We start from the raw sequence: 5,781 nt of genomic DNA on the forward strand, positions 1-5,781 counted from the left end.
TACACAAAAAGATAACTGGTCTGCATGGCGTCGCCCAGGGCGTCGTGAGCCGGAAAGCGAGGCAGGCCGTATTCCTCGGCCAGATCGGACAGCGTGTAGGAAATCCGGGCATTGAACCGCGCGTAGGGACAGGGCTCACCGCGCTCGCGCCAAAGCATGGCCATGCGCATGGTGTCCAGGCATGGATTGTTCAAAGTCGCGCCCAGATGCTTGCGGCAGGCCCGGTTCAAAAAGCCCATATCCAGGCCGACATGGTGGCCGACAAGAAGGGTTCCCCGGCAAAAATCAATGAAATCGGGTAAAACATCGGCCAGGGGCGGCGCCTGGGCAATGGCCTCGGGCGTGATGCGATGGATGAGGGTGCTGACCTTGGGCAGGGGGATGCCTGGCCGGACCAGGGCCGAAAACCGGCGCCCCGACTCAATGGTCAGACCGCGCACGCGCACCGCGCCAATGGACACGATTTCCCCGCTGCGGGCCGAAAGGCCGGTCAGCTCCGTGTCAAGGGCGGTATAGACGTACTCGGTCAGAGGCCGGGTCTGGTCCAGATCCCGGCACAGGGCGTTATTGGAGGCCAGGGCGGGCAGAACCGACCGGGGCGGCCCAAACAGGCCGCGCACGAAATCCTTCAGTGCGTTCATGCGAAATCCAGCCGGAAAACCTCGGTCAGCACCGCGTGCAGGGCCGAGGTCACGCCAAAGGCCTCGCGCAGGGTTCGCTTTTCCAGGGACGAAAGCGCGCCCGGATCGATGCGGTTGTCTGGCGGAATCCCCTGCTCCATCTGCTCCAACTGGTGCATGAGGCGCACCTGGAGCAAAAATTCAAACGCCTCCCGCGCTTCATGGTACAAATCACGGGACAGGCGGCCATCCTGGTGCAGGGCCTCCAGCCGGCCCAGGGTGCCGGTTTCGGCAATGCCGTGCTTCAGGGCCAGAACGCGGGCGAAATCCATGAACGGCAAGAGCCCCCGGAGCTTGATGTCCAGGGTGTTCTTGTGCGCCCCGTCCTTTTCCACCACGAAATTCTTGAACAGTGTCAGGGGCGGCCTGGCGTTCAGGCAATTGGCGGCCAGATGGCGCAAAAACAGATCCTGCCCGGCGCAAAGTTCCATGACATACCGGCGCAGATCGGCCGCCAGCTCGGTCTGGCCGGACACGCCCCGGAAATCGAAAAACACGGCACTGGCCAGAACGCGCCGTGGTTCGGGCGTGACCACCCAGGACCGGACCCGAGTCTTCCAAGCGTCAAGCCCGCCCCGCCAGTCCGGATTGGAGGCCATCATGTTCCCTGGACAGCGCGGAAAACCGCACTGGATCAGATGGCCGACCATGCGTTCGGTAAAGGCCGAAAAATAGGTTTCGGCGGCCCGCTCCAGAAAATCCACGCCGCAGTTCTCAAAAATCAGGGCGTTGTCCTGGTCCGTGGCAAAGGTCTGTTCCCGGCGACCCTCGCTGCCCATGAGCAGCAGGCAAAACTTGACCGGCGGCGGCCCCAGCTCACGCAGCATCAACTCCAGCAGGCGGGTGATGACCTGGTCGTTCAGGACGGCAATCATGCGGGTGATGTTCCCGGCCTTGGCGCCCTGCTGGACCAGGGTGCGGATGACCGGCGTGAACGTGTCGCGCAGGGGATACAGGCCATTGATGGTCGTGCGGGAGGCGATTTCCCGGAACACGGACATGGGTGAGCGGCCTTGCAGCAGCATGAGGTCGTGCGAGCTGATCACCCCGCGCACCGCCCCGCCGCTGGTGACCAAAAGATGATGGATGTTCTTGGACATCATGGCCAACAGGGCGTCGAAGCACACGGCCTGGGCGTCGATACGCTCCACCGGCGTGCTCATGATGGTTTCGACCGGGGCGTGGGGGTCCAAACCCAGGGCCAGGGCCGAACGCAGGTCCGTGTCCGTGACGATGCCCCGGATGTCCCCGGATGGTTCCCGCAACAACAACGACCCGGTATTCTGACGGATCATCTCGCGCGCGGCGGCCTGGATGCTCAGACCAAAGGCCGCGCTGACCGGCTCCCGGCTGATCAGGGAGCCCACCGGGCTGCCGAACAGATGCAGACCCGTGTCCTCGTGCGGACAGGCCGGCTTGTGGCGCATTTCCTCGAAGGCCCTGGCCAAAAACGTGTCGGCAAAAGATTTGAGATAAAAACGGGACAGGGACGGATGGCGATGCACGGCCTCGAAAAACTGGGCGCGCGGAATCTTGACGACAAAGGTGTCTTCCACGGTTTCCGCGTCCAGGGCCGCCTTTTCGCCGTGAAACAGGGACAGGGCGCCCAAGGACGCCCCGTCACCCCGAATGTCCACCAGCCTGCCCTCGTCCTCGGCAAAGACGCGCACGGCCCCTTTCTGAATCAGCCACAGGCCGTCCACCTCGGTCACGCCCCGGCGCAAAAGCCGGGTCCCTGCCGGAAAAAAATCCACCAGACACTGCCGGGCAATGCGGCGCAGACCCGTCTCGTCCACTTCGGAAAAGGGCAGCGTGCTCCGCAAAAAATCCAAAATGGCGTCGTGATCCCGAGGGGCAAGTCCTGGACTCATGATGTCCTCCCGACAAAGGGGCGGTCGCCCGCCCTCGATCGCTACGATTTAATGATCCACGGCCGCGCCCGCGCCGCGCGGGATGCGCACGCTCTCGACCATGTCCTGGACCGCGGCCGGCGGGGCCGCCGTGACCAGGGAGACAAGAATCGTCACCGCGAAGTTGACGACCATGCCCACGGTGCCAATGCCTTCGGGGCTGATGCCGAAAAACCATGGGGCCACGCCCAGGAACTTGGTCTGCACGATGTAGAGCATGGTGAAGCCGATGCCCGTGACCATGCCGCCGATGGCGCCCTCGCGGGTGGTCCGCTTCCAGAAGATGCCGAGCACGATAATGGGAAAGAACGAGGACGAAGCCAGGCCAAAGGCCAGGGCCACCACCTGGGCCACGAAGCCGGGCGGGTTGATGCCGAAATAGCCGGCAATGAGCACGGCCACGCCGATCATGACCCGACCCAGAAGCAGCCGGCTTTTCTCCGAGGCGTTGCGGTTGATGACGCGGTAGTACAGATCGTGGGAAATGGCCGAGGCGATGACCAGCAGCAGCCCCGAGGCCGTGGACAGGGCCGCGGCCAGACCTCCGGCCGCGACCAGGGCGATGACCCAGGCCGGAAGCTGGGTGATCTCCGGGGTGGCCAGGACCATGATGTCATTGTCCACATAGAGCTCATTGGCGTTGTCCGTGGGGGCGTTCGTCAGCAGGCGCTGGCCGTGGGGGCCGGTTTCGCCGCTGAACGCGGGCTTGCCCGTGAAGGCCGCACCGGCCCGATAGGTGATGACGCCGTCGTTGTTTTTGTCCACCCAGGCCAGAAGGCCGGTCTTTTCCCAGTTACCAAACCAGGACGGCACGGCCGCGTAGGCCGCGTTGTTCAGGGCCGAAACCAGGGTGTAGCGCGCAAAGGCACCCAGGGCCGGGGCCGAGGTGTACAAAATGGCGATGAACAAAATGGCGTAGAACGCGGACAGCCGGGCCGCGCGCACGCTGGGCACGGTGTAAAACCGGATGATGACATGGGGCAGTCCGGCCGTGCCGACCATCAGGCACATGGTGATGGCGAACACGTCAAGCATGGGCTTGGCCCCTGGCCCGGAAAAGGCCGATGTATACTGGGCGAAACCCAGGTCCGTGCCGATCTGGTTCAGGGTTTCCAGCAGGTATTTGCCCGAATCCGGGCCGCTGATCAAAGTGGAACCGAACCCGATCTGGGGCACGGGCACGCCGGTCAGCTGGAAGGAAATGGTGATGATCGGGATGAGAAAGGCCATGATCAAAACGCAATATTGGGCCACCTGGGTCCAGGTGATGCCCTTCATGCCGCCGATGGCCGCGTACAAAAAGACAATGGCCATGCCGATGTACACGCCGGTGTTGACGTCCACCTCCAGGAAGCGGCTGAAAACAATGCCCACGCCACGCATCTGGCCCGCCACGTAGGTCAGGGAGACGAAAATGGCGCAGACCAGCGCCACGATGCGCGCGGCTTGGGAATAATAGCGATCCCCGACAAAGTCCGGCACCGTGAACTTGCCGAATTTGCGCAGGTACGGAGCCAGAAGCAGGGCCAGGAGCACGTAGCCGCCGGTCCAGCCCATGAGATACATGCAGCCGGCATAGCCCATGAAGGAAATCATGCCGGCCATGGAAATAAACGATGCCGCGCTCATCCAGTCCGCGGCCGTGGCCATGCCGTTGGCCAGGGGTGGCACCCCGCCGCCGGCCACGTAAAACCCCTTGGTATCACGGACGCGCGCCGCCCAGGCGATGCCCAGATACAGGACGAAGGTGACTCCCACCATGATATAGGTCCATGCTTGCAGGGACATACAATCCTCCCCCGCGCCGATTACTCGTGCACGTCGAAACGTTTATCCAGTCGGTCCATGAGCAGAAAATAGGCGAGAATGATCAACACGAAGACGTAGATGGACCCTTGTTGCGCGAACCAGAAGCCCAGGGGAAAACCGCCCAGCCAGACGGCATTCAAAGGTTCCACGAAAAAAATGCCGAACCCGTGCGAAACCAACCCCCACAAGGACAAAAGCAGAATCATGTACGTTTTGTTCGTTTTCCAGTAACGTTGCATCGACCTTTCCATGGCACCCTCCTCGATTTGCGGTTTGCCGGAAGCGAAATCATCCCGACCTGGTCATGCCATGGCATGGATTATTTCCCGATGCATCCGTTTTCCGGTGAAAGGACGGCTGGAATGGTCACTGGTCAGCGGTTGATTCTTGGAGAGGACGGCCAGCGGTATCGTGCCGCTGGCCATGTGGTGCGCGCCGTTCGGCCGGGATCGGGCGCGAATGCGGCAGTGGAAGAATATTCCATTGCCGCCGGAAAACGGCCTGGGCGGAAGTTGGCAAATGGGCGGGGAACGGAGCGGACAGCCTGGCAAAACGTCGGGGAAAGGCGGTCAGCGGTTGGTCGAAATACAAACACAACACGCGTGGAGGGAAACATGATCGAAGTCATCATCGGCGACATCACGGACCTGGCGGTGGACGCCATTGTCAACGCGGCCAACTCCTCGCTCTTGGGCGGCGGGGGCGTGGACGGGGCCATCCACAACGCGGCCGGACCGGAACTTCTGGCCAAATGCCGCACCCTGGGCGGCTGCCCCACGGGCCAGGCCCGCATCACCAAGGGCTACCGATTGCCGGCCAGGCACGTCATCCACACCGTCGGACCCATCTGGCGCGGCGGCACCCAGAACGAACCGGAGCTGCTGGCCGCCTGCTACCAAAACAGCCTGGCCCTGGCCCGGGACAACGGTCTGAAAACCGTCGCCTTCCCGGCCATCAGCTGCGGCATTTACGGATTCCCATGGGACGCGGCCAGCCAGATCGCCGTGCGCGAGGTCCGGGATTTCCTGGCTGCGAACCCCCTGCCGGAAAAGGTTATCTTTGTCTGTTTTTCCGAGGATATGCGCGCCAAATACGAACGCCATCTGGCTGGCTGAACCAACACGTGGGGGGCGCGCACGGCGGGTCGTTCTGGTCGGAAAAAAATCACGCGCCCCGCAAAATTTCCGCCCCCAAACCCTAGCCAGACCGGCCAAAGGCGCAGTATACAAAAATTCGTCGACATGGCGGTTCATCTCCCTGATTTCATTAGAAAGAAAACATGATGAACCCCCATGTCTTCTTTATTGGCAACGTGACCTTCCGATCCGGATTCAACCCATATTCATTTTCGAGGAAAACCATGACCACTGCCCAGGCTGTGA

Annotated in this window: 5 protein-coding genes; 1 reads left to right on the forward strand and 4 read right to left on the reverse strand. The window is 62.3% G+C overall.

The window, feature by feature from the left end:
* From EOL86_11520 to EOL86_11535, 4 genes are all read right to left on the reverse strand, one after another.
* Nucleotides 1-641: 3'-5' exonuclease (locus EOL86_11520; protein ID NCD26202.1), on the reverse strand; the 641-nt coding region annotated here is incomplete at its 3' end.
* Nucleotides 638-2,551 (reverse strand): cyclic nucleotide-binding/CBS domain-containing protein, encoded by a 1,914-nt coding sequence (locus EOL86_11525; protein ID NCD26203.1) that lies wholly within the window; start codon nucleotides 2,549-2,551, stop codon nucleotides 638-640. The genes EOL86_11525 and EOL86_11520, both read right to left, overlap by 4 nt.
* 48 nt (nucleotides 2,552-2,599) lie before the next feature.
* Entirely contained in the window at nucleotides 2,600-4,378 is a 1,779-nt protein-coding gene (locus EOL86_11530; protein NCD26204.1) for a cation acetate symporter, read from the reverse strand.
* A gap of 20 nt (nucleotides 4,379-4,398) precedes the next feature.
* Nucleotides 4,399-4,650: a DUF4212 domain-containing protein gene (locus tag EOL86_11535; protein ID NCD26205.1), complete on the reverse strand. Its 252-nt coding sequence runs from the start codon at nucleotides 4,648-4,650 to the stop codon at nucleotides 4,399-4,401.
* Between the two features lie 363 nt (nucleotides 4,651-5,013).
* Here EOL86_11535 and EOL86_11540 point away from each other — a divergent pair, with 363 nt between their 5' ends.
* Complete coding sequence (locus EOL86_11540; protein NCD26206.1) at nucleotides 5,014-5,514, forward strand: O-acetyl-ADP-ribose deacetylase; 501 nt, start codon at nucleotides 5,014-5,016, stop codon at nucleotides 5,512-5,514.
* Nucleotides 5,515-5,781: the final 267 nt, after the last annotated feature.

Source organism: Deltaproteobacteria bacterium, assembly GCA_009930495.1.
Classification (GTDB): Bacteria; Desulfobacterota; Desulfovibrionia; order Desulfovibrionales; family Desulfomicrobiaceae; genus Desulfomicrobium.